A 25,269-nucleotide genomic window follows, 5' to 3' on the forward strand; every position below is an offset into this window, starting at 1 on the left:
CCCGCATCATCTTCCTCGACGAACCCACCACCGGCCTCGACCCCCGCTCACGCCACAACATGTGGCAGATCATCCGCCGCCTCGTCTCCGACGGCGTCACCGTCCTGCTCACCACCCAGTACCTCGACGAAGCCGACGAACTCGCCGACCGCATCGCCGTACTGCACAACGGAAAGATCGCCGCCGAAGGCACCGCCGAAGAACTCAAACGCATCGTCCCCGGCGGACACGTCCGGCTCCGCTTCACCGACCCCGCCACCTACCGGTCCGCCACCGCCGCCCTGCGCGAGGCCACCCCCGACGACGAGGCCCTCTCCCTGCACATCCCCAGCGGCGGCACCCAGCGCGAACTGCGCGCCATCCTCGACTGGCTCGACACCGCCGGCATCGAGGCCGACGAACTGACCGTGCACACCCCCGACCTCGACGACGTGTTCTTCGCCCTGACCAGCGCCGCCACCCTGCCGAGCCAGACCGACCAGCCCAAGGAGACAGCCCGATGAGCGCCCTCGCCCTCGCCGTCCGCGACTCGTCCACGATGCTGCGCCGCAATCTCCTGCACGCCCGGCGCTACCCCTCGATGACCCTGAACCTGCTCCTCACACCGATCATGCTGCTCCTGCTCTTCGTCTACATCTTCGGCGACGTCATGAGCGCCGGCATCGGCGGCGGAAGTGCCGACCGGTCCGCCTACATCGCCTACATCGTCCCCGGTCTCCTGCTCATGACCATCGGCAGCACCACCATCGGCACCGCCGTCTCCGTCTCCAACGACATGACCGAAGGCATCATCGCCCGCTTCCGCACGATGGCCATCCACCGCGCCTCCGTACTCATCGGGCACGTCGTCGGCAGCGTCCTGCAATGTGTGGCCAGCGTGGTCCTCGTCGGCGCCGTCGGCGTGGCCATCGGCTTCCGGTCCACGGACGCCACCGCCCTGGAGTGGCTCGCCGCGTTCGGGCTGCTCGTCCTCTTCGCCACCGCATTCACCTGGATCGCCGTCGGTATGGGCCTCATCAGCCCCAACGCCGAAGCCGCCAGCAACAACGCACTGCCCATGATCCTGCTGCCGCTCCTGTCCAGTGCCTTCATCCCCGTCGACACCATGCCGGGCTGGTTCCGGCCGATCGCCGAGTACCAGCCCTTCACCCCCGCCATCGAAACCCTCCGGGGCCTGCTCCTCGGCACCGAGATCGGCAACAACGGGTGGATCGCCATCGGCTGGTGCCTGGGCCTCACCGTCCTCGGCTACTTCTGGTCGGTCTCGAAGTTCAACAGCGACCCGAGCTGACGACGCGGGCACCCACGACCGGATCACCCTGCCGGCAGGTCACGGTGGGTGGTCACGCTGATGGGAGGCCGCCGTTGGTCCCCGGCGCCTCCGGCACGGCTCCGCGGCGCTACTCGGTCTCTCGTTGCGGTTCCTCCACGGGGAAGTGGATCGGGCTCAGCAGATACTGCGCCCGCTCGGGGTTCGGCCGGTTGAACAGTTTCGGGGCGATGGCCGCGCGCAGCTCGGCGATCAGTTCGTCGAGCTCCCCCGGGCTGAGCCAGAGAGCATGCTGCCGGTAGCCCACCCGGTCGGCGACGGGGTCGGCCCCGTCGCGGTCGAGATAGCCGTCGAACTCGGCGAGCAGCGCCGTCATCGCAGTGGCGAAAGCCTGCCGGTGGTCGTCCGGGGTGAGGTCGCGGACCGCATCGGAACCGATCACGGCACGGTCCCGGCGCAGCCGGTAGTGGCGCTGGACGGCACCTCGCACCCTCTGCTCCTCAGCCACCTCCAGGACCCCTGCTGCCGCCAGGAGGTCGACATGGCGGTACACCGTGGCCTTGGACGCCTCGGGGATCCGGGCACAGATCTGCGTGGTCGTCATCACCCTTCCCCCACCCATCGCGTGAATGACCCTCAGCCGGATGGGGTGGGCGAGCAGCTTCAGGGAGTTCATGCCCGCACTTTCTCATGGCTGCTACCTTTCTCAATCATGCGAACGGATGAAGTGAAGGCGCTCGGTGTGGCTCAGGGCTTCGCCGCGCTGCTGCGGGCGGAGCGTTTCGCCGAGATGGCGGAGTTGTTCGCGCCTCCCTTGCGCGCTGCCGTGTCCGCTGAGGCGTTGCGGCTCGCGTGGGCGGCCGAGTCGGCAGGGCGGGGCGGGCCCGGGAAGATCGGAACGCCGGTCCGGGCGCCCGGTGACGCCGTTCCGGTGCGCGTGCGCATTCCCGTGACGTGCCCCGGCGGAAGCTTCACCGTGGTGACGTCGGTGGGCGACGACGGACTGCTGCACGGTCTGCGATTCGATGCCGACGGTGGCGGCGCGTGGCAGCCCCCGCCCTACGCGCAACCGGACCGGTTCACCGAGCGGGACGTCGTGGTCGGCACCGGGCCGCTCGCCGTGCCGGGAACGCTGAGCCTGCCCGCAGGCCCCGGGCCGTGGCCCGCCGTGGTGCTGCTCGGCGGCGGCGGCGCGTTCGACCGGGACGAGAGCAGTGGCCCCAACAAGCCGCTCAAGGACCTTGCTTGGGGACTCGCCTCACGGCAGGTGGCCGTGCTGCGGTTCGACAAGATCACCTTCGCGCGGCCGGGCGGTCTGCCGCCGGACTTCACGATGGCCGACGAGTACCTGCCGTATGCGCTCGCCGCCGTCCGGATGCTCCGCCGGCAGCCCGGGGTGGACGCCGGCCGCGTCCACCTCCTCGGCCACAGCATGGGCGGCAAGGTGGCACCCAGGGCCGCCGCAGCAGACCCGTCGCTCGCCGGCCTCATCCTGCTCGCGGCGGATGCCCAGCCGATGCACGAAGCGGCCGTACGGGTGGCCCGCCGCCTTGCCGCCATGGCGCCCGGCCCGGCCATGGACGCGGCAGTCGAGGCGCTCACCCGGCAGGCGGCTCTGGTGGCGGACCCCGGTCTCGGGCCCGACACACCGTCGGAGCTGCTGCCCTTCGGCTTCTCCGGCTCGTACTGGCTCGACCTGCGGACCTACGATCCGGTGGCCACGGCGGCGGGACTCTCCTGCCCGATGCTGATCCTTCAGGGCGGCCGGGACTACCAGGTGACCGTCGCCGACGACCTGACGCACTGGCAGCGGGCACTGGCGGAGCGGCCCGACGTGGTGATCCGGGTCCATCCGGACGCCGACCACTTCTTCTTCGGCGGCCGGGAGCCGTCCGCCCCCGCCCAGTACGCCCGGCCGGGTCACGTCGACGTCACGGTGGTGGACGAGATCGCGGACTGGCTGGCGCGGCGCTAGGGCTTGTATCGAGTCGTGATCAATCCGTGGGACTCTCCCGCGCGGTGCCGGGCCTACTGATGGATCGCTTTCATGACGCGAGCGCAACTGAGCGATGTGGAACGGGAGTTCATCGCGCCGTATCTACCGACAGGCAGGTGCGGCCCGTACCCCGAGCGGCTGCGGCAGCAGTTCGAGGGGGTGATCTGGCGGTTCGGGCCGGGCGGGCAGTGGCGGGAGATGCCGTCCGAGTTCGGCCCCTGACCCACCGTCCACAACCGTTTCCGCCAATGGCGGGACGCCGGGGTCTTCGAGGCCCTGATGGAGGGCCTGATCGCCGAGGCCGCCAAGAGGGGCGAGGTGGGCTTGTGGCTGGTCAGCGTGGACTCCACCACAGCCCGCGCCCACCACGACGCCGCCGGGATGCACCTGGACGACGAAGTCCTGGCCGCCTTGGAGAAGGCCGCCGCAGAGGAGGAGAAGGCCCGCCAAAAGGGGGTAGCACGGAAGGACAAGCCGGACATGACACCGAAAGCGACCCCGCCCGCGAAGAACGAAGACGCATCCGGCGTCGGCACAGGGTCCGACTGAAGGCCGCGCGGCTGGGACGCTCGCGCGGCGGGCAGACCAGCAAGGTCCACGTCGCCGTCGGCCGCAAGTGCCGCCCACTGGCGATCATCCTGACCACCGGACAAGCCGCCGACAGCCCTCAGTTCATCCCCGTGCTGCAGAAGATCCGGGTGCGCGGCCCCCTCGGGCGTCCGCGCACCCGGCCGGATGCGGTCGCCGGGGACAAGGCGTACTCCTCCCGCGGTAACCGCTCCTACCTGCGCGAACGCCGGATCAAGGCCGTCATCCCGGTGAAGAGGGACCAGGCCGCCAACCGGAAGAAGAAGGGCAGCCGGGGCGGCCGCCCGGTCGGTCACGACGCTGAGCTCTACAAGGCGAGGAACACCGTCGAGCGCCTGATCAACAAGCTGAAAGCCTGGCGCGGCATTGCCACCCGCTATGACAAGACCCCCGAGAGCTACCAGGCCGGCCTCCACCTCCACGCCTCCACGATCTGGGTCGAAGAGCTCACGCGGAGCACGTGATCACGACTGGCCGAGGCGTACCCTGCGCGAGTGCTCGATGGTCTCGCGGGCCACGCGGACGAGGGCGGCGTTGTCCGGGGCAGGAGTGCCATCGGGAAGGTGGAGCACGTCTTCCAGGCCGATTCGGATGCCCAGGCCGCGGGAGGCCCCGAGGCGGAGGATGGGCCAGGCAGCGCCTTCTTCGCCGTGCAGGAGGACTGGCGTGGCGGCTGATCCGAGTTCGCCCAGCAGTCCGGCAGCGGTGTGGACCGCATCTTGCGGGGCGGTCTCGGTGATCTCGGCCAGGATGCGCAGGACTCGGTGGGATTCGGGCCAGTCCAGGAACCGTCGCGCCGCGGGAGTACCGGAGTAGATGCCGGCTTCGATACCGACCTCCCGATCCAGCAAGGCCGCGGCCACGTCGGTTGCGCCGTCCTCATGCCAGTTGACGGAGGCGTGGTCGGGGAGCACGTTCCAGTCCCGGACCTGCGCAGCGCGGGCCTGAGGGTCCGCCGTGGCCCACGCGCCGGTGGTGACCCCGACGGGGACGCCCGGGACTGCGGCCCGGACCGCGTTGAGAGCGGCGGCGACGGCGGCGGCGTCCAGCGTGTCCCGGCCGTCGCGGTCCTTGGGGTGCAGATGGATGTCCTCGGCGCCGGCGGCGACAGCCTCACGGGCAGCTGTCGCCAGTTCGTCGGGGGTCACCGGGAGATGGGAACACTCGGCGCGGCTTCGAGCGCCGTTGAGACATACCTGCAGCATGGTGTCATCTTCGCAGGTCGCGACTGGGACGTTTCGAAGCAGGTGACCGGACTCAGACCTAGTTCGACTCTCACGGAATGATCACGACTCGATACGCGCCCCAGTGCGGGGCCGGGCCGGCGCGACGGACCCGGGCCATGGCGCCGGGCCGGTCAGGACGTACGTACCACCTGCCCCCCTGCCACGCACGTGCCGGCGCCCATGCCACCGGGGCGAGCGCGGGGACTCGTCCGGGCCGTGTTCACCGGCTGCCGGCTGTCATCTCCGCGCGGAACGCCCGGATCAGCTCACCGTCCGCGCCGCGCCGCCGACGCCCCGCGCCGCCAGTAGTTCGGACACCCGGTCCAGCGGCAGCGCCGGGACGTGATGCCCGGCGCGGCCGGTCATCGCGTGCGCGCCCGTGAGCACGTTGAGGACCGCCTCCTCCACGGACTCGACCACCGCGCCGTAGAAGCGGTCCATCCGGCCCCATGGCACGAAACGCATGGACTCGTACGGGGCGCTGCCGTCGTCCTCGGGGAACGTACTGGTCAGGGCGCCCGAGTTGGCCGTGGAGAAGGCCAGGAAGATGTCGCCGGAGAAGTGGCTGCCTGTGGTACCGGTGCGGGCGAGGCCGAGGGTCGCCCGCCGTGCCAGCGCCTTGCACTGGCCCGGCAGCAGGGGTGCGTCGGTGGCGACGACCACGATCACCGAGCCGGCCCCGGGCGGGACCTGGCGCTCGCCGTCCGGCTCCGGCCCGGGCCCGTCGGGCAGTTCGCGGCCCACCGGGACTCCGGCCACCACCAGTTCGCGCCGTGCGCCGAAGTTGGCCTGCACGAAGGCGCCCACGGTGTAGCGGTCCTCGCCGTGGTCCACCACCCGCGAAGCGGTCCCCGAGCCGCCCTTGAAGCCGTAGCAGCGCATGCCCGTACCGCCGCCGACGCACCCCTCCTCGACCGGTCCCGAGGACGCCGCCTCGATGGCGTCCGCCGCGTGGCGGGGCTCCACCGCCGCGCCGTGGATGTCGTTGAGGTGGCCGTCCCAGGTCTCGGTGACCACCGGCAGCAGCCACTCGGGGGCCATGTCGCGGCGGTTGGCGCGCACCCATTCGACGACGCCGCGGTGGACCGGGCCGACCGCGTAGGTGTTGGTGATGACCACGGGGACGGCGAGCGATCCGCTCTCCTCGATCCAGGCGGTGCCGGTCATCTCGCCGTTGCCGTTGAACGAGTGCCAGCCGGCCGAGCAGGGCGTGCCCACGCCGTCCCTGCCGCGCGGGAGGAGGGCGGTGACTCCGGTGCGTACGTCGTCGCCCTCGCAGAGGGTCACATAGCCCACCTCGACGCCGGGGACATCCGTGATCGCGTTCCAGGGGCCGGTTTCGCCGGTGAGGGGCAGGCCCAACTCGCGTGCCCTCATTCGGTTGTCGTCCACTGGTTCCTCCCGCGCGCTGTCGTCACCGTGCGGGCAGAGGCTACGGGAACACCGTTGGGCCCGGAACAGCGCGGGCAGGGTGCGCCGCCCGTCAGGCCCTGTCGCTTCCGACCGGCTCGGGGACGACCTCGCCGTGACTCAGCCACGGCCGCGCGAGCAGAACGAGGCAGACGCCCGCCAGGGCGAGGGAGATGAGAATGACGGCAGCCATGGGAGTCGCGCTGTCCTCGCCGAAGAGGCCGACGAGGGGCGAGGCCGCGGCGCCGAACAGGAACTGGAGTCCGCCGATGAGCGCCGAGGCGGCACCCGGTGCGCTGCGGCCCAGGCTCTGGCCGATGCTCATGGTCGAGGGGAAGATCACCGCGATGCCGGAGATGGCGACGAAGAGGCAGATCCAGCTGACGGCCAGGTTCTCCCCCGCCACCGGCGGGAGGACGAGCAGGGCCACGGCTCCGATGCCGGAGATGCCGAGCCCGGCGACCAGGAGCGTGTTCAGCCGGACCCGAACGGAGAGCCGCGCGAAGGTGACTCCGGCGATCAGCATGCCCACGGCGTTCGACGCGAAGATCAGCGAATAGGCGGTGGGCGACACACCGTGCACGTTCTGGAAGACGAAACTGGAGCCGCTGATGTAGGCGAACAGGGCCGCCGAGGTGAAGCCGAGCACCAGGACGTACCCCATGAAGGCGCGGTGCTTGAGCAGCGTGCCCATGGTGCGGAAGGTGCCGCCGAGCCCTCCGCCGTGCCGGCGTTCGGGCGGCAGCGTCTCGGGGACCTTCTTCACTACGGCGAACACCAGCAGCGCGCCGAGAACGGCGAGGACGACGAAGACGGCACGCCAGGTCGAGAGCGACAGGACCGCGCCGCCGATGACGGGCGCGGCGATCGGCGCGATGCCGAGGATCTGCGAGAGCAGCGCGAAGTAGCGGGGTACGTCCGCCCCGCGGAAGCAGTCGGTGATCACCGCGCGGGCGAGCACCATGCCGGCCGCACCGGCGAACCCCTGGAGGAAGCGGCCGGCGGTGAGCAGTTCCACGTTCGGTGCGAGGGCGCACAGCAGGGAGAAGAGGACGAAGCCGGCCGATCCGGCGAGCAGGAGCCTGCGGCGGCCCCAGCCGTCGCTCAGCGGGCCGATCAGCAGCTGGCCCACGACCATGCCGACCAGGAAGGACGTCAGCGTGAGCTGCACGGCCGGACTGCTCGCGTGCAGCGTGGTGCCCATCGAGGGGAATCCGGGCACGTACATGTCGGTGGCCAGCGGGGCCACGGCGGTGAGCGCGCCCAGTACGGCGATCAGCGCACCGGCCTGCCGGGGGGAGACGGACGGGGCTGACGGCTGCGGGCCGGACGAGGTCCGGGCAGCCCGGGACACCGCCTCGTCGGAGGCGGGGGAAGGGGATAGCATGAACAGAAAGATAACTGATGGTTCACTGGTTAACAAAGGAGTGCTGGTGCAGTCCCATCCCGATGGTGTCCGCGACGACTGGGTCCGTCACAATCCTGGGCTCGACGCCTCCGCCATGGAGGTCGTGGGCCTCGTCAAGCAGGTGTCCGCGCTCTTCGACCGTGCCCTGGAGCCGGTCTACGAGGGCGCTCCCCTGACCATTCCCGAGGCCGATCTGCTCATCCCGCTCCGCCACGCGACCGAGCCGGCCATCGCCCGCCGGCTGGCCGACAACATGGGGATGTCGCGCGCCGGGGTCAGCAAGACGCTGGCCAAGCTGGAGAAGCGCGGCCACATCGAACGCACTCCGAACCCCGCCGACCGGCGCGCCGCATTCGTGACGATCACGGAGTCGGGAAAGCAGGCGATCGACCGGATGTTCCCGCTCCAGCTCACCACCGAGGCGGAACTGCTGGCCGGTCTCGGCGAGGACCGGGCCAGGGTGGTCGACGCCCTCGCCCTCCTCGCCGAGGTGATGGAGGACGGCCTGGCCAACGGCGGACGCGGACGCGACATCGGTCTCGGCCTCAGCAAGCTCCGCGGGCCCCAGGACGACGCGGCCGAACGGGAGTAGCCGAGGCACCCCCGGGGGCAGACACCCGCCCGTCCCCCGGCCGCCCCGGGGTCCGCCCCACCCGCGTCACCTGTTCGGGCCACGCCGGTCGCCGTTCCGCGGCGGCCGTTCGACGATCGGGATTCGGTCGAGCGAGGGGAGAGGTCTGTCATGGACCCACAGGACGGTTACGAGTGGCAGTCGCAGCGGACCGGATACGTACCGCCCCAGAACCGGCCCCGGCCGCAGGCCCCCCGTGTCGACGCGGGACGGCTGTGGGCGGGCGGTGCCATGACCGCCGTCGTGGCCGCGCTCACCGCCGTCGTCGGGGTGCTGCTGATCCGCGGTGTGCTGGGGATTCCCGTCTTCGCGCCGGAAGGTGACGGTGCGATGGGCGACGCCTCGACCGGGGTGCTGGCCACGGGCGCGGCGCTCGCCGCCCTGGTGGCCACGGCTCTGCTGCACGTGCTCATGCTGGCGACACCGCAGCCGGGCACGTTCTTCGTGTGGATCGTCTCGCTCGCCACCGCCGTCATGGTGCTGCTGCCCTTCACCACCTCCGCCCCGCTGGACGCCAGGATCGGCTCGGCGGCGCTGTATCTCGTCATCGGGATCGCGATCGGCTCCCTGCTGTCCGCCGCCGGGCGCAGCGCGATGCGCCCGCAGTACTGACGGGCTCAGCACGAAGCGCCCGCAGTACGGACCGGCTCAGCTCTCCTCGGTGAGCTGCTCGTCGAGTTCGTCGAAGAGCAGCTCGCTGTGGTCGATCTGGCCCGTGCGGTACGCGGAGCGCGCGACCAGGTGCGCTGCCACCGGTCCCGTCATCAGCTGGAAGAAGCCGATCAGTGCCAGCGTCGCGAGGTCCATGCCGCTGCGCAGCCGCAGCGCGACCCCGGCCAGCACCAGCAGCAGGCCCAGGGACTGCGGCTTGGTCGCCGCGTGGCTGCGGGACAGGACGTCCGGCAGCCGCAGCATGCCGATCACGCCGAGCAGGCAGACGGCCGCGCCGATCAGCACCAGGACCGCGCCCGCCGTGTCGGCGATCTGAAGCCAGAGACTCACGGTGCCTCCTTGCCGTTCCGCCGGTCGCCGTCCGTGCCGGGGCGGCCCGGCGGCCGGTCGCGTACCGCGATGAAGCGCGCGATGCCGACCGATCCGGTGAAGCCGAGGAAGGCCAGCACCAGCATGATCGGGAAGTAGAACGGGTCCCGCGCGAAGGCCGACTTGGCGCCGAGCCCGGCGATGATGAGCGCCGCGCAGACATCCAGTGAGAGCGCCCTGTCCAGCATCGAGGGACCGCGCCGGATACGGAGCAGCAGACCCGCCCCGGCGACGACGATCAGCACGACGGCCGCGGTCAGCAGGACCCGGTCGACGGTCTCCGGTGCGCTCATGCGCCCTCCTCCTGGTCTCCCGGCCGCTCGCCGGTGTGCGGTGCGGACGGGGGCGGCCCGGCGACCCGGTCGATCTCGTCGCGGGTGCCGAAGGCCCGGACGGTCAGTTCCTCCATGCGCCATACGGAACGCCGCGCCGCGACCAGTTCGGCGGGCCGGTCCGCGTCGAGGACGTGCACGAAGACGGTGGCGGTGGCACGGCGCACCTCGACGACCGAGCCGCCCGGCACGTTCGACACCGCCACGGCGGTCGCGGTGAGCATCAGGTCCGAGCGGCAGCGCAGGGGCACGGCGATGACGGCGGGCCGGTGGGGGTGGTCCGCGAAGATCTGCCGGGTCACCTTCACGCCGGAGGTGTACATGTCGTAGAGCAGATAGGCGGCCAGCCGCAGGATGCCCCAGGGGTGCAGCCGCAGCCCCAGATCGACCTGCGGCAGGGGGAAGGCCAGACAGACGACCACCGCGACCACCACACCGGTGAGCACGTTGGCCCAGTTCAGGCTGGACCAGAGCAGGACCCAGATGACGGTGAGCCAGGCGATCAGCGGGAGGTCGAGGACACGCGGCCGGCGGGTGCCGAACTCCAGGCTGAGGGGTGGCAGGTTCTTGTTCCGGTAGGGGAACGTGATCAGGCGTTTCACCGGCCGAGCACCGCCTCGATGTAGGGGACGCGCGCGATGAGTTCGGCGGCCGACCGGTCGGTGTACGAGGTCAGCGGTCCGGCGAACACGGTGAAGGCGAGGCCCAGTGCGACCGTGGCGGCGGTGGCCCAGATCATCAGGTGCGGCAGCTTGGTCGTGGTGGTGACGGCATGGCCGTGGAGGGTGGCCGCGACCGCGCGCCCGGCCGGCTCGTGGCGGGGGCGTACCCCTTCGTCGCCGGTGCCGGGCATCCGGTCCGGGCCCTCGTCGCTGTCGTCGTCGCCACTGTCGTCGTCCGACTCCAGGACCGTGCCGTCCGCGGCCTGGCCGGGAGGTGCGGCCCGCCAGAACGCGAGGTTCCAGACCTTGGCCATCACGTACAGGGTGAGCAGGCTGGTCGCCGTGGACCCGATGACGAGGATCCAGGCCCAGACGCTGCCGTCGGCGACACCGGCCCGCATGAGTCCGAGCTTCCCGATGAAGCCGGAGAGCGGGGGGATGCCGGCCAGGTTCATCGCGGGTACGAAGAAGAGGACGGCCAGCAGCGGAGCGGCTCTGGCGAGGCCGCCCAGCCGGGTCAGCTCGGTGGTGCCGCCCCGGCGTTCGATCAGTCCGGCCACCAGGAACAGCGTGGTCTGGACGGTGATGTGGTGGACGACGTAGACGATGGCGCCGCCGTACGCCTGCCGGGTGGCGAGGCCGATCCCGAAGACCATGTAGCCGATGTGGCTGATGAGGGTGAAGGAGAGCAGCCTCTTCAGGTCGGTCTGTGCGACGGCGCCCAGGATGCCGACGACCATCGAGGCGAGTGCAGCGGTCATCAGCAGGTCGCCGAGCCGGTTGCCGGGGAAGAGCAGGGTCTCGGTACGCAGCATGCAGTAGACGCCGACCTTGGTCAGCAGCCCGGCGAAGACCGCGGTGACGGGGGCGGGCGCGGTCGGGTAGGAGTCGGGGAGCCAGGCGGCGAGGGGGAAGACCGCGGCCTTGATGGCGAAGACGGTCAGCAGCATCGCCTGGATCAGGGTCTGGACGCCCAGCGGGAGTCCGGCGAGGCGGCCGGCCAGCTGGGCGAAGTTGGCGGTGCCGGTGGCCGCGTACGTCATGGCGATGGCGGTGAGGAAGAGCATCGAGGAGAACAGGGAGATGATCACGTACGTGGAGCCCGCCCGGATCCGCGGGCCGGTGCCGCCGAGGGTGAGCAGGACGAAGCTGGCGACCAGCATGATCTCGAAGCCGACGTACAGGTTGACGAGGTCACCGGCGAGGAAGGTGCAGGAGACGCCGGCGACCAGGATCAGGTAGGCGGGGTGGAAGACGGCGACCGGTGTCTCCTCGTCCCGGTCGGCCATGCCCTGGCCCAGGGAGTAGACGAGGACGCAGAGGGTGACGGCCGAGGAGACGGTCAGCATCAGTCCGGAGAGCCGGTCCGCGACCAGGGTGATGCCGAGCGGCGGGGCGAAGTCGCCGAGGTGCACGGTGAGCGGGCCGTTCGTGTCGGCGCCGATTATCAGGGCGACGGAGAGTCCCAGTACGGCGGTGAGTACGGCGACGCTGATGAAGCGCTGGAACTGTTTGAGCCGGGTGCCGAAGGCGAGGCTCAGGCCGGTGGCGCAGAGCGGCAGCAGCACCGGCAGCGGGACGAGTGCGTTCACCCGGTGTCTCCTCGGTTCGCGTCGTCGGGGGCGGTGGGGGTCTCGGGCCCCTGAGCGGACTGTTGCGCCGCGTAGTCCTCCGGGTCCGCGCCCAGGACGTCGTGCCACAGGTCCCCGCTCGCGTCCCGGCCGCGGGCCTGGAGGGCGCGGTCGGCGCGCAGTCTGGCCCGCAGGCGGCGGCGCTCCTCGCGGTAGCGGCGGCGGGCCTCGGCCGTGCGCTCGGACTCGGCCCGGTACTGCTGGCGCAGTTCGTCGCGCTCCCCCAGGACCTCGGCGCGCAGCACGATGCGCCGGTCCTCGTCGTCGTCGTGCACCTCGTCCGTGCCGGTCAGCTGGTGGCTGCGGTAGGCCATGGCGAGGAGGAACGCGGTGGTGGCCAGCGTGATGACGATCGCGGTGAGGGCGATGGCCTGGGGCAGCGGGTCGGTGACCCGGCTCAGGTCGACGCCGTAGAGCAGGGGTTCGCGGCCGGCCGATCCGGTGGCGGACAGGACGAGCAGGTTGATGCCGTTGCCCGCGATCACCGCGCCCAGCAGGATCCGGGTGAGGGGACGGGTGAGCATGAGGATGCCGCCGACCGCGCACAGGACCGCGGCGGTGGCGAGGAGCGAGGCGCTGACGGTCATGGGGTGGCGCCTCCCGTTTCGGGGGCGGGGCCGGCCTCGCGCCCTGCGGCCGCCTGCTCGGCGGCGGCGCGCTCGATCTGGCGGTCGACCTTGGCTCCGAGGGCCCGCACGATGTCCAGCACCACGCCCAGGACCAGCAGATAGACCCCGCAGTCGAAGATCACCGGGGTACCGAAGTGGTAGTCGCCGATCAGCGGGAGGTGTCCGTGGTGGGTCCAGGCGTGCAGGACCGTGCCGTCGGTGAGGCCGAGCAGGGCCACTCCGGTGGACAGGAACAGGCCGAGGCCCGTGAACAGTCCGGGCTGCAGGGGCGCGGCCTCGGCGAGTTCGAAGCGGCCGCCCGCCAGGTAGCGGGTGATCAGCGCGACCCCGGCGACCAGTCCGGCGACGAATCCGCCGCCCGGCATGTTCTCGGCGCAGAACAGCAGATAGACCGAGAGCACCAGGATCGGGTGGAACAGCAGCCGGGCCACCACCTCGAACACGACGGAGCGGTGCTCGGGGGCGAGCGTGGCGCCGGCCGCCAGCCAGCTGCGCTCCGGCGCTCCTTCGTCGCCGTGCGGCAGTCCCGTCAGCCGGGTCGTGGTGTCCGACCAGGCGGTGAGTCCCTGCAGCTCGGGCGGCGCCGCCGCTCCCTCGGCGCGGCGGTGCAGGTAGATCAGGCTCGTCACGCCGATCGCCGCGGCGGCCAGAACGGCGGACTCCCCCATCGTGTCCCAGGCCCGCAGGTCCACCAGGATCGTGGCCACCACGTCCTTGAGGCCGTGGTGCGCGGTCTCCTCGACCATGGCGGCGCCCGCCGGTTCCGCGGTGCGCGCGGCCGCCGCGACCCACACCACCACACTCAGGGTGGCCGCTGCGGCCAGCGCCACCGGGATGCGGACGGCACGCCGCCAGGTGCTCATCGACTCCTGGAAGTGCACCGGCATCCGCCGCAGCACGAGCACGAACACGATCATCGACACGGTCTCCACGCAGAACTGCGTGAGCGCCAGGTCCGGTGCACCCTGGACGACGAAGAGCAACGCGGTCCCGTATCCGGTGAGTCCGGCCAGCACCACGGCCTTCATGCGCCGCCTGACGGTCAGGCAGAAGAGCGCCGCCGCACAGGTCAGCGCCGCGACGGCGCCCTGCAGCGGTACGTCCCAGAGCCGCGGTGCCGGAGCGCCGCGCCAGGGCCGGTCGGCGCCGAGCACGGCGAGCTGGCCGGCGAGCATCACGAGCAGGGTGGTGGCGAGGTAGACGGAGAGCGAGCCGCGCTGGACGAAACCGGTGATCTGGAGCGAGAGCCGTTCGAGGCCGAGCAGCAGATGGCCGAAGACGCTGTCCGCGGTCGGCCAGGCGATCCGCCGGGAGAGGCGGGTGACCGGGCCGCGCGCGGCGAAGAGCACCGCACCGCCCGCCGTGGCGACGGCCGACAGCAGCAGCGCGGTGCCCCAGCCGTGCCAGAGCGCGAGGTGGTACGGGTGGGCGGAGGCGGGGAAGGAGTCGGCGTACGCGCTCAGCAGCCGGTCGGTCCACCCGACGCCGGGGCCCAGCACCAGTCCGCAGGCGGCGAGCAGGCCGGGCGGGGTGAGGAAGGCCCAGCCGACCCGGTGGACCGGGGTGTCGGCGACACCGGGCTTGCGCCAGAAGGCGCCCCAGACGAAGCGGACGGTGTACGCGACGGTCAGCATCGAGCCCGCCACCGTGACGGCCAGCGCCCAGCGGTCCGCGGTGTCGCCGTGCATCAACGCGTCGAAGGCGGCCTCTTTCGCGGCGAAGCCGAGCAGCGGGGGCAGTGCGGCCATGGAGGCGGCGGCGATCACGGCGACGGCGCACACGTGCGGCAGCGACCGCCCCACGCCGGAGAGTCTGCGCAGGTCCCTGGTGCCCGCGGCGTGGTCGACGATGCCGGTGACGAGGAACAGCGGCGCCTTGAACAGGGCGTGACCGAGGATCATGACGGCGGCGGCCAGCGCCGCATCGCGGTTGCCGACGCCGGCGAGCAGGGTGAGGAAGCCGAGCTGGCTGACGGTGCCGTAGGCCAGGACGAGCTTCAGGTCGTGGAGCCGCAGGGCCCGCCAGCCGCCGAGCAGCATCGTCGCGGCGCCGAGGATCATCACGACGGGCCGCCAGACGGGTACGTCGGCGAAGCCGGGAGCCAGCCGGGCAACCAGGTAGACGCCGGCCTTGACCATGGCCGCGGCGTGCAGGTACGCGCTGACGGGTGTGGGCGCGGCCATGGCGTTCGGGAGCCAGAGGCTGAACGGCCAGATCGCCGATTTCGACAGGGCACCGCACAGGATCAGGACCACGGCCACGGAGACGGCGAGGCTCGCTCCTGGCGGGTCGGCGACGATCGCGGAGACGCGGTAGGTGCCCGCCACCTGACCGATGATCAGGAAGCCGACCAGCATGGCCAGTCCGCCGAAGGTGGTGACGGTGAGCGCCTGGAGTGCGGAGCGACGGCTGTGCCGCTGCTCGCTGTCGAATCCGATCAGCAGGTAGGAGAAGACCGTGGTCAGCTCCCAGAACACATAGAGCGAGATCAGGTCGTCACTGAGGACGAGGGCGAGCATGGCACCGGCGAAGGCGAGCAGGTTTCCCGCGAATCCCGCCAGTCGCGGGGTGTCGTCGCTGAAGTAGGAGGCGCAGTAGAGCAGGACGAGCGTGCCGACGCCCGCCGCGAGCAGCACCATGAGTTCGGCGAGCGCGTCCAGGCGCAGGGCGACGGAGACGTCGTACGCGGGGATCCAGGTCCACGACCAGCTGACCGAGGCGCCCGAGGCGGCGGTGTCCCACTGGGCGAACGCCCAGCAGGTGGTGGCTGCGGGAGGCAGCGCGAGGACCACGAAGGCGCGCGCGCCGAGCCACCGCACCAGCGGGCGGGCGCACGCGGCGAGGACGAAGTGGCAGATGACGAGCGCGGTCATGCGGCCTCGCGGCGTGCCCCGCGCCCGTCCGGCGAGGAGGCCCGGGGCCCTGCCACCCGTGCCGCACCGGGCGATGCGGCACGAGGGTCTGCCGCACGGCGGATCACGGCACGGCGGGTCACGGGCACTGTGGTGGTCGCGGTCTCCGCACGACGGGACACGGCACCGGAGGTCGCCGCGCGACCGGTCGCGGCACCGGGGGGTGTGGCACGAGAAGGCACAGAACAGACAATGAGCACTAAGTACAGATATATCCCCGGCCCCGCTTCACCCGTACGGCGCGCCGCGCCCGCTGCCGCGCACTGGGATCAGTTGCGGCCGACCCTCCTCCGACCCGCCCCGGACGGACGGGCGGGAGTGGAGCCGACGAGTGTGGACACATGGGCACGGATACACACGGACGCGGGCGACGGCGTCTGACGCACCGGGCGGTGATGGGCCGTCATCCCCGTTCCCGTGCGGACTCCCCCACGCCTCCCCTCATCGACGCGACCGCCCCGTGCAGCCGACGCCGTAACGTCACTTTCCGGACAGCTCCGCGCGTTGATGGTGATTCTGTGAGTGATCGGTGTTGCACATGTGAGCCCGCTTCCTTTCCTTTTTTGCAGTGTGACTAATATCTATCTGTCGAAGTTTCCAACGGATTTGGCCAGTCGCGAGGCTGGCATCACGTCAAGGAGCATGCCCTGCGCACGCGCGCGTCACGGCGGAGCGACTCGACCACAATGTCGCTGCGGACGGCCCTGCTCGTCTTGGCCATCGTCCCCGGTGTAGCACTGGCCGCCCTCTGGGCCGTCACCAGTGGTCAGACTCTGCTCGACTTCCAGAGGCAGGCAGCCCAGGGGCAGTTGGCCCAGAAGGCCGGCCAGCCGTCCAACATCGTCTACTACAACCTGCAGGAGGAACGGCGGCTCAGCGCCGAGGCTCTGGCCAGGCACGGAGGTGTCACCGACGCACTGCGCAAGCAGCGCGGGCTCACCGACGAAGCGATCGCCGGCTTCCAGTCCCTCTCCGACATCGCCACCGACGACGCCCCCGACGAGGTCCGGGAGGCGGTCGTCCAGGCACGGACGGCGATCACCCAACTCCCGGCGCAGCGCACCCTCGTCGACGAGGGCGACAACGACCAGCAGAAGGCCGTGTACCGCTACTACACGGACCTGATCTCCGTCGACCTGAAGCTCTTCACCGCGCTCAGCCATGTGGACAACGGCCAGATCACCACGCTCTCGCAGCCGCTGGTCGACCTGTTCTGGGCCAAGGAGATGATCTCGCGCTCGGACGCGCTGCTGGCCCGTGGCTGGCCCCAGGGCAAGCTGAGCACGGAGGACCTCCAGGAGGTGCGGCAGGCCGTTTCCGGCCAGTCCTTCCAGTACGCCACGAAGGTCGTCCCCTACCTTCCGGCGGACGAGAAGGCCATGTGGGAGGAGATCGCGGCCAGTTCGGCCTGGAAGACCAAGACCCAGGTGGAGACCGAGGTGCTGCGGCCCGCCGATCCGGACAGCTCCGGCTTCGTGCGCCTCGGTGCCCAGGAGAAGACCTGGCGCGGCGCGATGGACGAGGTCACGCCCCAACTGGTCAAGCTCATGGAGCACCGCACCGATCTGGTCGTCGCGAACGGCAAGGACAGTGTCATCTCCCTGCTGATCCGGATCGTGATCACCACGGTCGTCGGCCTGCTCGCCGTCGTCGCGGTCATCTGGATCACCTGGCGCCTCACCCGCAACCTGCGCCGCCGGATCGGCCGGCTGCAGGAGCGCGCCGAGGAACTGGAGAAGTCGCTGCCCGACGTCGTCGAGCGGCTCTCCAAGGGCGAACGCATCGATGTCGAGGCCGAGGCCCGTGCCATCGGGCACGACCGCAAGGCCGACAGCAAGTCCGACGAGCTGACCCAGCTCGGTGACGCGCTCGACCTGGCACGCACCAGTGCGCTTCAGGCCGCCGTCAAACAGGCCGACCAGCACCGCGGCTTCGAGCGGCTGCTGCAGCGCATCGCGCGCCGCACCCAGCAGCTGATCGGCCAGCAGCTGAAGAAGCTGGACGAGCTGGAGCGCAAGCACGAGGACCCCGAGGTGCTGGACGGCCTCTTCGACCTCGACCACCTCACCGCCCGCCTCCGGCGCTACGAGGAGAACCTCGTGATCCTCGCGGGCGGCTCCCCGCACCGGCGCTGGCGCAAGCCCGTACCGCTGCTGGACGTCATGCGCTCCGCCCAGGGCGAAGTGCAGGACTACCGGCGCGTGGTGCTCGATCTGGACGGCGCGCCATGGCTCTCGGAGCGGGCCGTCGGCCCGGTCTCCCATGTGCTGGCGGAGCTGATCGAGAACGCCCTCACCTTCTCCAAGCCGCCCAGTCCCGTCGAGGTCAGGGCTGCCCGGGTCAGCCGGGGCCTGGCCATCGAGGTCGAGGACCGCGGGCTCGGCATGGAGGAGGACCAGCTCGCCGAGGCCAACGAGCTGATGAACAGGCCGCCCCGGATGGACGTGCTGGCGCACTCCGACGACATCCGGCTCGGTCTGTACGTGATCGCTCGCCTCGCCGACCAGCACGGCCTGCGGGTGGAGTTCCGTCACTCGGCCTTCGGCGGCACCCGGGTCGTCGTGCTCGTCCCCGACGCGCTCACCGTCCCCGGTCCGCACTCGGGTCCGGTGGCCGTGCCGTCCCCCGAGGACATGGGCGCCGAACCGGCCCCGGTCCCCGCCCCGACCCGCGACGCCGACGCACTGCCCAGCCGCGGTCGCGGTCAGGCGCTCGCCGGGGTCACGGCACTGCACGCCGCGAGCGCACCGTTCGAGACCACCGGTGCGCCGTACACGGTGGCGGACGAGCCCTTCCCCGACCGGGAGGAGCAGCCGCAGCCGGCCCCCGCCGACGACCTGTTCGGTAACCTGGGGACCGCGTACACGCCCTACGCCGGAGGCACGACGGGGAGTACGTACGACCTCGGCGCGCCGGCGTCCCCGTACGGCGGCGCGGAACCGAACGGGTACGGCAACCGGGGCGGGTCCGCGTACGGCGGCTCCCCCCAGGACCCGTACGCCGGTGCCGAGGAGCCGTACATGAAGGCCGAAGGCCAGTACCCGGTTCCGCACCAGCCCTACCGGACGCCCGAGGAGCCGTACATGACTGCGCACCAGTCGCTCCCGGGACCGTACGGGGCGGGCGTCCCCGACCGGACCGGCTTCCCGGTCCCCGGGCCCCGGCAGCCGGAACCGGCCGCCGGACATCCGGGGCGGCTGCCGGTGGCCGAACCCGACCATCCGGCACCCCCGGTTGCGGGCACGACCGGCCGGGAGAGCGGGCCGGGGCGGCCCGCGCTGCCGGCGGCACCCGCCGCGGAACCCCCGTTGCCGCGCCGGGTACGACAGGCCAGCCTCGCGGACGAACTGCGGATCGACCCGGCCTCCGGGCCTGCCGCGCCTCAGCCGCCGAGCCGGTCCGAGACCCCGGTGCCCCGGCCGGCCCCCCGCCGCGCCGGTGCCGCCATCGGAGCCTTCCAGCGTCGGTCCCGCGCCGCCCGCGCGACCGACGAGCCGCCGACGCAGCCCGCCCCTCCCGCACCCCTCCCCACGAGAGAAGAACGGCCATGACACGCACAACCGCCACTCACCAGGACCTCGACTGGCTGCTCGACGGTCTGGTGGACTCGGTGGCCGAGACCCTCAATGCCGTGCTGCTCTCCGACGACGGCCTGGTGGTGAGCCACTCGCGCACCGTCGAGCGGTCCGACGCCGAGCGGCTGGCCGCCATCTGCACCGGCCAGCAGAGCCTGGCCCGCGGTGTGGGCCAGCTCTTCAACGGTGGTGGCGTGCACCAGGTGATCGTCGAGCTGTCGGATCTGTGGCTCTTCATCATCTCGGCCGCCCAGGGCACCCATCTGGCCGTCGTCGCCTCCCAGGAGGTGGACGCCGAGATCATGTCGCTCGCCATGCACAACCTCGTCCAGCAGGTCGGCCAGAAGCTCACCACTCCCGTGCGGAACGACTTCAACGCCTTCGGCGGCGGGGACGGGCCGCGCCCGTGACCCCGCCCTGGGAGGACGAGGAGGCCGATGAGGGCTGGGCGGACGGGGAGGACGGGGCGGGCACCATGGTGCGCCCGTACACCATCACCCGTGGCCGGACCGCGCCCGAGCGGGACGACCTGACCCTCATCACCGTGCTGACCACCGCGAACGACCCCCGGGACGGGCACGGCGCGGCGGTCCATCCGGGCAGGCTCCAGCCGGAGCACCGGATGATCCTGGACCGCTGCCGGCACCCTGCCGCCGTCGCCGAGGTCTCCGCGGACCTCAACCTCCCGGTCACGGTGACCAAGATCCTGCTGGCGGACCTGGTCGCCCAGGGCCTGCTGCTCGCCCGTGCGCCCCTTTCGGTGGCCCGGGCGGCCGGCGGCGCCGACATGGGAATGCTGGCCGCCCTTCGCGACGGACTCGGGAGACTCTGAGCCAAGATGACCATCAGTCAGGCGGCCCCCGCCGCCGTAAAGATCCTTGTCGCCGGCGGCTTCGGCGTCGGCAAGACCACCCTCGTGGGCGCCGTCAGCGAGGTCGCGCCCCTGCGCACCGAGGAGTTCCTGACCAAGGCCAGCATCGGCGTCGACGACCTCGCCGGTGTCGGACAGAAGGACACGACCACCGTGGCCCTGGACTTCGGCCGGATCTCGGTCAGTCCGGAGCTCGTCGTCTACCTGTTCGGCACGCCGGGCCAGGAACGCTTCTGGTTCATGTGGAACGACCTGGTCAACGGGGCCCTCGGTGGCGTCGTGATCGCCGACACCCGGCGGCTGGAGACCAGCTTCGCCTCGATCGACTTCTTCGAGAGCCGGGACATCCCGTTCGTCGTGGCGATCAACTGCTTCCACGGCCACAACACCCGCACGCAGGAAGAGATCAGGGCCGCTCTCGACCTGGATCCGCATGTCCCCCTGCTGGTAGGCGACGTACGCGAGCGGCCCTTCGGCCGCGACGTGCTGCTGGCCCTCGTGGACCACCTGATGAGCCTGCCCGTCGCGGCCGGCTGATCCCCCTCCCCCGACACCTCGCACTTTTCCCGCACTGGAGAGATCCGATATGGCAACACCTCTGCGCGTCCTGATCCACGGCGGCGGCATCGGCGGACTGACGCTCGCCACCGCCCTGGCCCGGCGCGGCCACACCGTCGAGGTCGCCGAACTGCGCGACGAACTGGAGGCCCTGGGGGTCGGCATCATCCAGCCGTCCAACGCCCTGCACGTCATGCGGGAGATCGGGGTCCTCGACGACTGCCTCAAGGCGGGCTTCGAATGGGAGGTCCTGACCATCGCCGACCCGGCCGGCAACACCCTGGCCGAGATCCCGCAGCCCCGCATGGGCGACGCCCCGTCGAACAACGGCATCCCGCGCCCCGCGCTCGCCCAGATCCTCGGCGCCGCGGCCACGTCGGCCGGGGCGACGATCCGCTTCGGCGCGACCATCACGGAGCTCACCGACGACGGCGAGGGCGTGGACGTCGCCCTGTCCGACGGCTCGGCCGCGCGCTGGGACCTGGTCGTCGGCTTCGACGGCATCGGCTCGCCGTTGCGCACCCGGCTGTACGGAGACCGGTACGTGCCGGAGTACACCGGCTTCGCCAACTGGCGTGTCACCATGCCCCGCCAGGAGCAGGTCAAGGGTGTCGTCATGGGCACCGCGGGCCAGGCCGCCAAGGCACTGCTCACCCCGATCACGGACGAACTGATGTACCTGGGAACGGTGTTCGCCGAGGCCGAGGACTTCCGGCCCGACGCCGAGAAGGCGCACGAGCAGCTCAAGGAGCGGCTGCCGATGTTCTCCGGCCCGGTCGCCGAGGCCCTCGCCGCCGTCAGCGGACCGGAGGCGGTCGTCTACTCGCGCATCTCCCAGGTGACCGTCGAGGAGCCGTGGCACGTCGGCCGGGTGGTCCTGGCCGGTGACGCCGCGCACGCGAGCACCCCGCACATCGCGCAGGGCGCGGCGATGGCCGTGGAGGACGCGCTGGTGCTCGCCGAGTCGCTGGACTCCGAGGCGGACGTGGCGGCCGCGCTCGACGCGTGGGAGGCGCGGCGCCGCCCCCGCGCCATGTGGGTGCAGGCCATGTCGCGTGCCGTGCTCAAGCAGGAGACGGGCGGCGAGACGACGCCCGAGGAGGACGAGCTGCTGAAGGTCGGCATCCCGGGTGCGGCGCACGTGCTGGTGCAGCCGTACTGATCACGGGCCGAGCGCTTTGAACGCGCCGCGGACGTCCCGTCCCGGCCCGGGTTCCCGGGCCGGGACGGGGCGTTCGTGCCGTCAGGGCAGGACCGCCACCCCGTCGATCTCGACCAGTGCCTGTTCGTCCCAGAGCCGCGCCGCTCCGATGACGGCCATCGCCGGGTAGTCGCGGCCGGCCAGCCGGCGCCAGATGCGGCCCAGTTCGGCGGCGTTGGCCCGGTAGTCGGCGACGTCCGTCGCGTAGACCGTGACCCGGGCCAGGTCGGCCGGGGCGCCGCCGGCCGCGCGCAGGGCGCCGAGGAGGTTGGTGAGCGCGGTGGTGAACTGCTCGGGCAGGGTGCTCCCGGTGATGTCGCCCCGCTGGTCCAGGGCGGTCTGCCCGGCGAGGAAGACAAGTTGGCTGCCGGTGGCGGTCACCGCGTGCGAGAAGCCGGTGGGCGGTGAGAGCTCGGCGGGGTTGATCCGGTGGATCGGGCTCATGCGGACGGCTCCCGGTTCGCGTACAGCTCCTTGGCGATGATGGTGCGCTGGACCTCGCTGGCGCCCTCGTAGATGCGCGGGGCGCGGACCTCCCGGTAGAGGTGTTCGAGCAGATGGCCTCGGCGCAGGGCTCGGGCGCCGTGCAGTTGGACGGCGGTGTCCACGACGTACTGCGCGGTCTCGGTGGCGTACAGCTTCGCCATCGCGGCCCGGCGGGGCACCCCCGGCTCGCCCGCGTCGTACGCCGCGGCGGCCGCGTACACGAGCAGCCGGGCCGCCTCGGTGCGGGTGGCCATCTCCGCGACCTGGTGGGAGACGGCCTGAAGGTCGCTCAGCGGCCCGCCGAACGCGGTGCGGGTGGCGGTGTGCTCCACGGTGGCGGCGAGGGCGGCGCGGGCCATGCCGAGGGCGAAGGCGCCGACGCTGGGCCGGAAGAGGTTGAGGGTGTTCATGGCCACCCGGAAGCCGCGGTCCGGTTCGCCGAGCACGTCGTCGGGGGTGACGGGGACACCGTCGAAGCGCAGGGCGCCGATCGGGTGCGGGGAGAGCATGTCCAGCGCGGTGCCGGTCAGCCCCGGACGGTCCGCGGGGACCAGGAACGCGGTGACCCCGCGCGCTCCGGCACCCTCGGTCGTCCGGGCGAAGACGGTGTAGAAGTCCGCCTCCGGGGCGTTGGAGATCCAGCACTTCTCACCGGTCAGCCGCCAGCCGTCGGGCGCGGGTGCGGCGTCGAGGGCCAGAGCCGCCGCGTCCGACCCCGCCCCCGGCTCGCTGAGCGCGAAGGCGGCGACGGCGCGGCCCGCACGGACCTCGGGAAGCCAGCGCTCGCGGTGGGCGGGGGTGCCCGCCTGGACGATCGGGTACGTCCCGAGGCCCTGGAGCGCGAGGGCGGTCTCGGCCTCCGTGCAGCCGCGGGCGAGTGACTCGCGCAGCAGGCACAGGTCGAGGGCGCCGGAGCCGAGCAGCCGGTCCAGCAGGCCGAGCTCGCCGAGCGCCGTGAGCAGGGGGCGGTTGACGTGCCCCGGCTCGCCCTTCTCGGCGAGCGGGCGCAGCCGCTCACCGGCCAGGGTGCGCAGTTCCTCGCACCAGGCGGTCTGTGCCGCATCGAGCGAGAATGCCGTCATACCGGCGCCTCTCCTGTCGAAAGCCCCGGGCCGTCCCTCACGGGCCGGCTCCGTTTATCGCGGACCGTTGACTACCGTCACCCAAACGATACGCTCCAAGGGCGACAAGGGGGCGATCCTTCATGGACCCGAATACCTCAGCGCACATAGACAGCTTTGCCGGAGAACATCTGCCACCCGCCGACCAGTGGCCGGAACTGGTCTTCGACCTGCCCGAGCTGCACTATCCGGACCGGCTCAACTGCGCGGCCGAGCTCCTGGACCGGACGGCCGAGCGGTTCGGACCGGACCGGCCCGCCTTCCGTACGCCCGACGGCGCGGTGCTGAGCTACGGAGAGCTGCGGGACCTGGTCGACCGGATCGCCCATGTCCTCACCTCGGACCTGGGGGTGGTACCCGGCAACCGGGTGCTGCTGCGCGGCCCCACCACACCGCACCTCGCCGCCTGCTGGCTGGCGGTGCTGAAGGCCGGCGCGATCGCCGTCACCGTACTGGCCCAGCAGCGGGCCGCCGAGCTCGCCACGATCTGCTCGATCGCCCGGATCAGCCACGCGCTGTGCGATGTGCGGTCGGTCGACGATCTGATGAGGGCACAGGTGCCGGGGCTGCGGATCACCGCCTACGGCGGTGACGCGTCCGACGACCTGCTGCGGCTGGCCGAGGACCGGCCGGGCCCCTACCGGGCCGTGGACACCGCGGCGGACGACGTGGCGCTGATCGCGTTCACCTCGGGAACCACCGGCCGCCCCAAGGGCTGCATGCATCTGCACCGCGATGTCCTCGCCGTCGCCGACACCTTCTCGCGGCATGTCCTGCGGCCGGTGCCCGACGACGTCTTCGCGGGCAGTCCGCCGCTCGGTTTCACCTTCGGGCTCGGCGGCCTGGTCGTCTTCCCGCTGCGGGCGGGTGCCTCGGCCCTGCTGCTGGAACAGGCCGGTCCCAAGCAGTTGCTGCCCGCACTGGCCGCGCACCGGGTCTCGGTGCTGTTCACCGCCCCGACGGCCTACCGGGTGATGCTCGACCAGCTCGACGTCCACGACCTGTCCGCGCTGCGCCGTTGCGTGTCGGCGGGCGAGAACCTGCCCGTCGCGACCTGGCACTCCTGGTACGAGCGGACCGGTCTGCGCATCATCAACGGCATCGGCGCCACCGAGCTGCTGCACATCTTCGTCTCCGCCGCCGACGAGGCGATCCGCCCGGGCACCACCGGCGTCCCGGTGCCCGGCTGGCAGGCCCGGGTGGTGGACCGGGACGGCCGGCCGGTGCCGGACGGCGAACCGGGACTGCTCGCCGTACGCGGACCGGTCGGCTGCCGCTACCTCGCCGACGCCCGGCAGCGGGAGTACGTGCGGCACGGCTGGAACCTCACCGGCGACACCTACGTGCGGGACGCGGACGGCTACTTCCGCTACGTGGCCCGCGCCGACGACATGATCATCTCCTCCGGGTACAACATCGCCGGCCCCGAGGTGGAGGACGCGCTGCTGCGCCATCCCGAGGTGGCGGAGGCCGCGGTGGTGGGCCGACAGGACGAGCTGCGCGGCAGTGTCGTGGCGGCGTACGTGGTGCGGCGCGAGGGCTCCGCCCTGTCGGCCGACGCGCTGCGCGCCTTCATGCGGTCCGAGCTGGCCCCGCACAAATGCCCCCGCCTCATCACGTTCCTGCCCGCACTCCCCCGTACCGCCACCGGCAAGCTGCAGCGGTTCCGGCTCCGCGCGGACGAACCCGGTGCGGACTCCGGTGCGGCGGACCGAGAATGA

General features: G+C 71.8%; 22 protein-coding genes and 2 pseudogenes. 12 read left to right on the forward strand and 12 right to left on the reverse strand.

Features of this window, described 5'->3' with window-relative positions; all coding sequences use genetic code 11:
* Positions 1-503, forward strand: a pseudogene (locus tag ACGFZA_RS39620) (ABC transporter); the annotation flags it as partial.
* Positions 500-1,291 (forward strand): ABC transporter permease, encoded by a 792-nt coding sequence (locus ACGFZA_RS39625; protein ID WP_393685678.1) that lies wholly within the window; start codon positions 500-502, stop codon positions 1,289-1,291. The pseudogene ACGFZA_RS39620 and the gene ACGFZA_RS39625, both read left to right, overlap by 4 nt.
* 109 nt (positions 1,292-1,400) lie before the next feature.
* Here the strand turns inward: ACGFZA_RS39625 and ACGFZA_RS39630 are convergent, their stop codons facing one another.
* A complete protein-coding gene (locus ACGFZA_RS39630; RefSeq protein ID WP_385285766.1) occupies positions 1,401-1,946 on the reverse strand; it encodes a helix-turn-helix domain-containing protein in 546 nt (181 codons plus the stop codon).
* Between the two features lie 36 nt (positions 1,947-1,982).
* Between ACGFZA_RS39630 and ACGFZA_RS39635 the strand changes: the two genes are divergently transcribed.
* Positions 1,983-3,245 (forward strand): alpha/beta hydrolase family protein, encoded by a 1,263-nt coding sequence (locus ACGFZA_RS39635; protein ID WP_393685681.1) that lies wholly within the window; start codon positions 1,983-1,985, stop codon positions 3,243-3,245.
* A gap of 72 nt (positions 3,246-3,317) precedes the next feature.
* Positions 3,318-4,318 (forward strand): annotated as a pseudogene (locus tag ACGFZA_RS39640) (IS5 family transposase).
* Here ACGFZA_RS39640 and ACGFZA_RS39645 read toward each other — a convergent pair.
* The 3 genes from ACGFZA_RS39645 to ACGFZA_RS39655 form a co-directional block, all read right to left on the reverse strand.
* Positions 4,319-5,059, reverse strand: coding sequence for a 3-keto-5-aminohexanoate cleavage protein (locus tag ACGFZA_RS39645; protein ID WP_393685683.1), 741 nt, complete (start codon positions 5,057-5,059; stop codon positions 4,319-4,321). It abuts the pseudogene before it with no gap.
* Between the two features lie 282 nt (positions 5,060-5,341).
* Entirely contained in the window at positions 5,342-6,457 is a 1,116-nt protein-coding gene (locus tag ACGFZA_RS39650; RefSeq protein WP_393685750.1) for a P1 family peptidase, read from the reverse strand.
* Between the two features lie 106 nt (positions 6,458-6,563).
* Complete coding sequence (locus ACGFZA_RS39655) at positions 6,564-7,877, reverse strand: multidrug effflux MFS transporter (protein WP_393685685.1); 1,314 nt, start codon at positions 7,875-7,877, stop codon at positions 6,564-6,566.
* A gap of 46 nt (positions 7,878-7,923) precedes the next feature.
* Between ACGFZA_RS39655 and ACGFZA_RS39660 the strand changes: the two genes are divergently transcribed.
* Together ACGFZA_RS39660 and ACGFZA_RS39665 are read left to right on the forward strand one after the other, a co-directional pair.
* Positions 7,924-8,490, forward strand: coding sequence for a MarR family winged helix-turn-helix transcriptional regulator (locus ACGFZA_RS39660; RefSeq protein WP_385285760.1), 567 nt, complete (start codon positions 7,924-7,926; stop codon positions 8,488-8,490).
* A 150-nt stretch (positions 8,491-8,640) separates the two neighbouring features.
* Entirely contained in the window at positions 8,641-9,141 is a 501-nt protein-coding gene (locus ACGFZA_RS39665; RefSeq protein ID WP_393685687.1) for a DUF6069 family protein, read from the forward strand.
* Between the two features lie 36 nt (positions 9,142-9,177).
* On the opposite strand, the gene mnhG is transcribed toward ACGFZA_RS39665, so the two are convergent.
* Genes mnhG through ACGFZA_RS39695 form a run of 6 tightly spaced genes read right to left on the reverse strand, consistent with a single transcriptional unit; the run spans position 9,178 to position 15,697 of the window.
* Complete coding sequence (gene mnhG, locus ACGFZA_RS39670; RefSeq protein WP_385285758.1) at positions 9,178-9,531, reverse strand: monovalent cation/H(+) antiporter subunit G; 354 nt, start codon at positions 9,529-9,531, stop codon at positions 9,178-9,180.
* Entirely contained in the window at positions 9,528-9,863 is a 336-nt protein-coding gene (locus tag ACGFZA_RS39675; protein ID WP_385285756.1) for a monovalent cation/H+ antiporter complex subunit F, read from the reverse strand. The genes mnhG and ACGFZA_RS39675 overlap by 4 nt, the downstream gene beginning before the upstream one ends.
* Positions 9,860-10,504 carry a Na+/H+ antiporter subunit E gene (locus tag ACGFZA_RS39680; RefSeq protein ID WP_385285754.1) on the reverse strand — a complete coding sequence of 215 codons (645 nt, stop codon included), beginning with the start codon at positions 10,502-10,504 and terminating at the stop codon, positions 9,860-9,862. The genes ACGFZA_RS39675 and ACGFZA_RS39680 overlap by 4 nt, the downstream gene beginning before the upstream one ends.
* Complete coding sequence (locus ACGFZA_RS39685; protein WP_393685690.1) at positions 10,501-12,156, reverse strand: Na+/H+ antiporter subunit D; 1,656 nt, start codon at positions 12,154-12,156, stop codon at positions 10,501-10,503. Before ACGFZA_RS39685 ends, ACGFZA_RS39680 begins: the two co-directional genes overlap by 4 nt.
* Positions 12,153-12,782, reverse strand: coding sequence for a Na(+)/H(+) antiporter subunit C (locus ACGFZA_RS39690; protein ID WP_385285750.1), 630 nt, complete (start codon positions 12,780-12,782; stop codon positions 12,153-12,155). The genes ACGFZA_RS39685 and ACGFZA_RS39690 overlap by 4 nt, the downstream gene beginning before the upstream one ends.
* Positions 12,779-15,697, reverse strand: a complete 2,919-nt coding sequence (locus ACGFZA_RS39695) for a Na+/H+ antiporter subunit A (RefSeq protein ID WP_385285748.1) — start codon at positions 15,695-15,697, stop codon at positions 12,779-12,781. The genes ACGFZA_RS39690 and ACGFZA_RS39695 overlap by 4 nt, the downstream gene beginning before the upstream one ends.
* A gap of 725 nt (positions 15,698-16,422) precedes the next feature.
* Between ACGFZA_RS39695 and ACGFZA_RS39700 the strand changes: the two genes are divergently transcribed.
* From ACGFZA_RS39700 to ACGFZA_RS39720, 5 genes are read left to right on the forward strand one after another with little or no spacing between them, the layout of a single operon-like run.
* Complete coding sequence (locus ACGFZA_RS39700; RefSeq protein ID WP_393685693.1) at positions 16,423-19,287, forward strand: nitrate- and nitrite sensing domain-containing protein; 2,865 nt, start codon at positions 16,423-16,425, stop codon at positions 19,285-19,287.
* Complete coding sequence (locus ACGFZA_RS39705) at positions 19,284-19,721, forward strand: roadblock/LC7 domain-containing protein (protein ID WP_385285745.1); 438 nt, start codon at positions 19,284-19,286, stop codon at positions 19,719-19,721. Before ACGFZA_RS39700 ends, ACGFZA_RS39705 begins: the two co-directional genes overlap by 4 nt.
* Entirely contained in the window at positions 19,718-20,143 is a 426-nt protein-coding gene (locus ACGFZA_RS39710; protein WP_393685695.1) for a DUF742 domain-containing protein, read from the forward strand. The genes ACGFZA_RS39705 and ACGFZA_RS39710 overlap by 4 nt, the downstream gene beginning before the upstream one ends.
* 6 nt (positions 20,144-20,149) lie before the next feature.
* Entirely contained in the window at positions 20,150-20,719 is a 570-nt protein-coding gene (locus ACGFZA_RS39715; RefSeq protein WP_385285742.1) for an ATP/GTP-binding protein, read from the forward strand.
* A 49-nt stretch (positions 20,720-20,768) separates the two neighbouring features.
* On the forward strand, positions 20,769-21,902 hold the full coding sequence (locus tag ACGFZA_RS39720) for an FAD-dependent monooxygenase (RefSeq protein ID WP_393685697.1): 1,134 nt from the start codon (positions 20,769-20,771) through the stop codon (positions 21,900-21,902).
* 81 nt (positions 21,903-21,983) lie between these two features.
* Here the strand turns inward: ACGFZA_RS39720 and ACGFZA_RS39725 are convergent, their stop codons facing one another.
* Both ACGFZA_RS39725 and ACGFZA_RS39730 read right to left on the reverse strand, forming a co-directional pair.
* On the reverse strand, positions 21,984-22,385 hold the full coding sequence (locus tag ACGFZA_RS39725) for a RidA family protein (RefSeq protein WP_330825341.1): 402 nt from the start codon (positions 22,383-22,385) through the stop codon (positions 21,984-21,986).
* Positions 22,382-23,509 carry an acyl-CoA dehydrogenase family protein gene (locus ACGFZA_RS39730; RefSeq protein WP_385285737.1) on the reverse strand — a complete coding sequence of 376 codons (1,128 nt, stop codon included), beginning with the start codon at positions 23,507-23,509 and terminating at the stop codon, positions 22,382-22,384. Before ACGFZA_RS39730 ends, ACGFZA_RS39725 begins: the two co-directional genes overlap by 4 nt.
* A 122-nt stretch (positions 23,510-23,631) precedes the next feature.
* On the opposite strand from ACGFZA_RS39730, the gene ACGFZA_RS39735 reads away from it, so the two are divergent.
* Positions 23,632-25,269, forward strand: coding sequence for an AMP-binding protein (locus tag ACGFZA_RS39735; RefSeq protein ID WP_393685700.1), 1,638 nt, complete (start codon positions 23,632-23,634; stop codon positions 25,267-25,269).

The sequence above is a fragment of the Streptomyces sp. NPDC048211 genome, from assembly GCF_043202315.1.
Classification (GTDB): Bacteria; Actinomycetota; Actinomycetes; order Streptomycetales; family Streptomycetaceae; genus Streptomyces.

Excerpts from the sequence above, each read along its gene's own strand:
- ACGFZA_RS39625 (WP_393685678.1), top strand. The coding sequence starts at position 500 with ATGAGCGCCCTCGCCCTCGCCGTCCGCGACTCGTCCACGATGCTGCGC.
- ACGFZA_RS39630 (WP_385285766.1), bottom strand. The coding sequence starts at position 1,946 with ATGAACTCCCTGAAGCTGCTCGCCCACCCCATCCGGCTGAGGGTCATT.
- ACGFZA_RS39635 (WP_393685681.1), top strand. The coding sequence starts at position 1,983 with ATGCGAACGGATGAAGTGAAGGCGCTCGGTGTGGCTCAGGGCTTCGCC.
- ACGFZA_RS39645 (WP_393685683.1), bottom strand. The coding sequence starts at position 5,059 with ATGCTGCAGGTATGTCTCAACGGCGCTCGAAGCCGCGCCGAGTGTTCC.
- ACGFZA_RS39650 (WP_393685750.1), bottom strand. The coding sequence starts at position 6,457 with ATGAGGGCACGCGAGTTGGGCCTGCCCCTCACCGGCGAAACCGGCCCC.
- ACGFZA_RS39655 (WP_393685685.1), bottom strand. The coding sequence starts at position 7,877 with ATGCTATCCCCTTCCCCCGCCTCCGACGAGGCGGTGTCCCGGGCTGCC.
- ACGFZA_RS39665 (WP_393685687.1), top strand. The coding sequence starts at position 8,641 with ATGGACCCACAGGACGGTTACGAGTGGCAGTCGCAGCGGACCGGATAC.
- ACGFZA_RS39675 (WP_385285756.1), bottom strand. The coding sequence starts at position 9,863 with ATGAGCGCACCGGAGACCGTCGACCGGGTCCTGCTGACCGCGGCCGTC.
- ACGFZA_RS39690 (WP_385285750.1), bottom strand. The coding sequence starts at position 12,782 with ATGACCGTCAGCGCCTCGCTCCTCGCCACCGCCGCGGTCCTGTGCGCG.
- ACGFZA_RS39695 (WP_385285748.1), bottom strand. The coding sequence starts at position 15,697 with ATGACCGCGCTCGTCATCTGCCACTTCGTCCTCGCCGCGTGCGCCCGC.
- ACGFZA_RS39700 (WP_393685693.1), top strand. The coding sequence starts at position 16,423 with ATGTCGCTGCGGACGGCCCTGCTCGTCTTGGCCATCGTCCCCGGTGTA.
- ACGFZA_RS39705 (WP_385285745.1), top strand. The coding sequence starts at position 19,284 with ATGACACGCACAACCGCCACTCACCAGGACCTCGACTGGCTGCTCGAC.
- ACGFZA_RS39715 (WP_385285742.1), top strand. The coding sequence starts at position 20,150 with ATGACCATCAGTCAGGCGGCCCCCGCCGCCGTAAAGATCCTTGTCGCC.
- ACGFZA_RS39720 (WP_393685697.1), top strand. The coding sequence starts at position 20,769 with ATGGCAACACCTCTGCGCGTCCTGATCCACGGCGGCGGCATCGGCGGA.
- ACGFZA_RS39725 (WP_330825341.1), bottom strand. The coding sequence starts at position 22,385 with ATGAGCCCGATCCACCGGATCAACCCCGCCGAGCTCTCACCGCCCACC.
- ACGFZA_RS39730 (WP_385285737.1), bottom strand. The coding sequence starts at position 23,509 with ATGACGGCATTCTCGCTCGATGCGGCACAGACCGCCTGGTGCGAGGAA.
- ACGFZA_RS39735 (WP_393685700.1), top strand. The coding sequence starts at position 23,632 with ATGGACCCGAATACCTCAGCGCACATAGACAGCTTTGCCGGAGAACAT.